5 protein-coding genes and 1 pseudogene are annotated in these 3,832 nt (G+C 39.1%); 2 read left to right on the forward strand and 4 right to left on the reverse strand.

Features of this window, described 5'->3' with window-relative positions:
* The 3 genes and pseudogenes from VLB74_RS00785 to VLB74_RS00795 all read right to left on the reverse strand — a co-directional run.
* A pseudogene (locus tag VLB74_RS00785) lies at nt 1-182 on the reverse strand (2-oxoacid:ferredoxin oxidoreductase subunit beta); the annotation flags it as partial.
* A gap of 181 nt (nt 183-363) precedes the next feature.
* Nucleotides 364-672, reverse strand: coding sequence for an RNA recognition motif domain-containing protein (locus VLB74_RS00790; RefSeq protein ID WP_325201566.1), 309 nt, complete (start codon nt 670-672; stop codon nt 364-366).
* A 210-nt stretch (nt 673-882) separates the two neighbouring features.
* The gene (locus VLB74_RS00795) at nt 883-1,221 is read right to left on the reverse strand and encodes a hypothetical protein (protein ID WP_325201567.1); all 339 of its coding nucleotides are present in this window, start codon (nt 1,219-1,221) and stop codon (nt 883-885) included.
* A 145-nt stretch (nt 1,222-1,366) separates the two neighbouring features.
* Between VLB74_RS00795 and VLB74_RS00800 the strand changes: the two genes are divergently transcribed.
* Both VLB74_RS00800 and VLB74_RS00805 read left to right on the forward strand, forming a co-directional pair.
* Nucleotides 1,367-2,620, forward strand: coding sequence for a putative DNA modification/repair radical SAM protein (locus VLB74_RS00800; RefSeq protein WP_325201568.1), 1,254 nt, complete (start codon nt 1,367-1,369; stop codon nt 2,618-2,620).
* Nucleotides 2,620-3,384 (forward strand): TIGR03915 family putative DNA repair protein, encoded by a 765-nt coding sequence (locus tag VLB74_RS00805; protein ID WP_325201569.1) that lies wholly within the window; start codon nt 2,620-2,622, stop codon nt 3,382-3,384. Before VLB74_RS00800 ends, VLB74_RS00805 begins: the two co-directional genes overlap by 1 nt.
* 41 nt (nt 3,385-3,425) lie before the next feature.
* Here VLB74_RS00805 and VLB74_RS00810 read toward each other — a convergent pair.
* Nucleotides 3,426-3,832, reverse strand: a 407-nt coding sequence (locus tag VLB74_RS00810) for a Dabb family protein (RefSeq protein WP_325201570.1), incomplete at its 5' end; no start/stop codon positions are given.

The following is a 3,832-nucleotide window of genomic DNA, read 5'->3' on the forward strand; positions in this document are numbered from 1 at the left end:
AAACGGCTGCTACATCCTATGCCTGAAACAATTACAACATTTTCTCTTGGAATTCCCAGCGTAGGCAGGACCTTTTGAACCTGGGCCAAAATAGAATAATCGCCACAGCCCGGACACCACCTGACTTCCTGGTCAGTAGAAAAATCTTTCGCTGTTAATGGATTGGGCTGGGAGGACTGCACTTGGCTCATATAATTTCTATTGATACAAAATTAGGCGATAAGAGTGATAAAGAATGGTTATAGTGACAAGGGGAAAGTTTTCAAGGCGTAAATGAAAGATGTATTGCGGCTGTTTCTATGGCCGTCGGGCCCCAAAACTAAAAAAGGGCCCGAAGGCCCTTTATACGAAAACTAAAACTGATTAATACCTGTTATTGTATCCACCGTTACTCTTTGGTGCAAATGACCTGTTGCTATTTGACCTTTCTTCTTTTGGTTTAGCAACAGAAACGTTAATATTCCTGTTATCCCACTTGCTTTTATCCAATTCAGCAATTGCTTTATTAGCGTGCTCATCAGATGGCATTTCAACGAAACCAAAACCACGGGAATCTCCGGTGAACTTATCAGTGATAACTTTTGCAGAGGTTACCTCTCCGTACTCAGAAAATAAATCTCTTAAGTCTTCGTCTGTGATTTGAAAACTAAGATTCGAAATGTAAATGTTCATGTTTAAAAAAAATAAATTATAAAAAGCGACTTGAGAAAAATAGCAGAAAACGAAATCGGGGAACCCATAAATCAAATTCGAAAGCAACTAACTCAAATACGGCTCAAATTTACGTTGTTATCAAATAATTTCCATGTTAAATAAGCTTTAACTCCCGGTTACAACATTAAAAATGGCTTAAAGATCGAAATGATTTATTAAGAATATTTATCACTTATTCTTCCATCCCTCCTGCATCCTGGTGTATGATTTTTTTGAGACAGTAGATTTCGATTTAGGTCTTGATGCATTTTTTTTCTTTCGGGCATTAATATTATTCACGAGGGAATTCTTAACTCCAAGCTTATTTTTCCTGGCAGCTTTCTTTGAAGCTTTTCGTTTTATAGCAGTTTTCTTTCCGGTGTTCTTTCGAACTGTTGAAGCTTTGGATTTTTTCGGTGCAGCTTTCTTTGATGCTTTTTGTATACGGGTTTTCTTTTTTGCTGGAGGACGAGCTGCTTTTTTTACAGCCTTCTTTCCTGCACTACGGGTCTTAGTAACCTTTGCCATTGTTTTACTTTTTCTTTTTCAATTCATGTGCCCTGTTTAAACGCTTCGGTTAATGATAACCGGATGATTAAACAAGACTGGATTACTACCTTTTTTAGCTTTTCATTGCTATAATTATTAGTATTTTTAAGACTAATTGTTAGTTATGTCGGAGCGGATTATTGAGAAACTGGGAATACTTGCCGATGCGGCAAAATATGATGTCTCCTGTTCGTCAAGTGGGAGTACAAGAAAGAACAGCAATAAAGGATTGGGGGACACAGGCAATGGAATTTGCCATGCCTATACTGAAGATGGACGTTGTGTTTCATTATTGAAAATCCTATTGACAAACCATTGCATTTTCGACTGCGCATATTGTGTTAGTCGAAAAAGCAATGATATCAGGCGGGCTGCATTTACAGTACAGGAAGTAGTTGATCTTACCATTAATTTTTACAGGAGAAATTATATAGAAGGATTGTTTTTAAGTTCCGGGATATTTAAAGATCCTGATTTCACTATGGAGCGCCTCGTCCGGATTGCACGTAAACTTAGAACTGAAGAAAACTTTCATGGCTATATCCATCTTAAAACTATCCCCGGCGCTTCGGATGAATTGATTAATGAAGCAGGTTTATATGCGGATCGCCTGAGCATAAATGTAGAAATGCCTACCGAAGCGAGTCTGAAATTATTGGCGCCGGACAAAAAGCGTGAAGACATGATCCGGCCAATGAAACATTTGCATTCTGCTATTTTGCAGAACCGGGAGGACAAAAAAGTATTTCGAAAGACTCCGCTCTTTGTCCCCGCCGGCCAAAGTACACAAATGGTGATTGGTGCTACGCCTGAAAATGATCTGCAAATTCTTGGAGCCGCCAACGCGTTTTATCAAAAAATGAATATGAAGCGTGTGTATTATTCCGGTTATATTCCGATTAGCAGTGATAATCGTTTACCCGCAGTAGGAAGTCCAGTGCCCATTGTACGCGAAAACAGGTTGTACCAGGCAGATTGGTTAATGCGGTTTTATGGATTTAAAGTGAATGAACTCATTTCTGTTGAACAACCCAACCTCGATATGGATATTGATCCTAAACTTAGTTGGGCACTGCGCAATCTCAATATATTTCCTGTAGACGTGAATAAAGCTGATGTTGAGCTGATCCGGCGTGTACCTGGGATTGGTATTCAATCAGCACAAAAGATTTGCGCATCGCGGAAGTTCTCAAAATTAAATTGGGAGCATTTAAAAAAGATCGGAGTCCAACTTTCAAAAGCCCGGCATTTCATTGTATGCAACAGCCCCGAATTTCAACGCAAAGAGTTTACGGCTATGCAAATAAAACATCAAATATTATCGCTAGGTAACAGCAAGTACAGGGCTAATTTTTCACCGCAGTTAAAAATCTTTTGATGACTTTGCTTGTATATGATGGTTCAATGGAAGGATTTCTTTCCGCTGTATTTCATGTATATGAATACAAAATTTCCGACGCTCAAATAAGGCCTGCTTTGTCGTCGCAGGATAACCTCTTTGGAAAAACAATTATGATTGAGCCTGACACATTGAAAGCGGAACGCGTTTGGAAAGGTTTAACAACTCGATTATCAGGCAATGGCCTCCAACAATTTTACCGCAGCTTCCTATCTGAAGTACCATCAGTAGAAGACCACCTTTTACAATATTGCAGGTATGTATTTTCAAGTAAGAAGCAGGTGGAATCAGACTTTACAAACCATTCAGTTCTTCTGATTAACCAGCTTGCGAAACAAGTGTACCGGGAAAAACACCGAATGGAAGCCTTTGTACGCTTTCAGCTTACTGCCGACAATATTTATTACGCTGTTATCGAACCGGATTTCAATGTACTCCCGTTATTGACTAAACATTTCAGGGATCGATATGCCGATCAACAATGGATCATTTACGATTCCCAACGCAAATACGCATTGTATTACGACCTGAACATTGTTTCAACCGTTGAAATAGATTTCAATGAACAGGTTTCTGATGCAAATATTAAAACTGTCAGTCATAAGGACGAAGCATTATACCAGCGACTATGGCAGCAATATTTCCAGAGTGTAAATATCGAAGCTCGTAAAAACCTGAAACTTCACATCCGTCACATGCCAAAAAGGTATTGGAGAAAACTGATCGAAAAGCAGTTAAAATAATCATCACTCACCCTACCACCTACCACCTACCACCTACCAGTTCAAACATTCACCGAATCATAAACCACCACCTTCTCCCACAAATGTTTGCAGGTAGCAACAAAATTCAGGTGTACCGGATCAGTTTGGTAACGCTCTTCCTCCGCTTTATTATTGAAAACAAGCATCCACGAAACAGCATATGTTCTTTCTATGACATCTCTATTGGTATCTGCCGGTTTGCCGATATGAAACATTTTGATGTAATCGATTTTACTAAGTTTCCGAAGCCCTTCCAGCAACGCTTCAAGATCTTCTTTGCTGCCCGGATTTTTTAGCCAGAAATAAACATGATGAATAAATGCATCCATTTGGGTTGATTTTATTGTGTCGAAAGATACTAAACTACTTCCTGCTGCGATCATAGCAACATTTTTTACAAAGTCCCTGCGATTTTTCTGCATATGCG

This window comes from Flavobacterium sp., from assembly GCF_035456225.1.
Lineage (GTDB): Bacteria > Bacteroidota > Bacteroidia > Flavobacteriales > Flavobacteriaceae > Flavobacterium.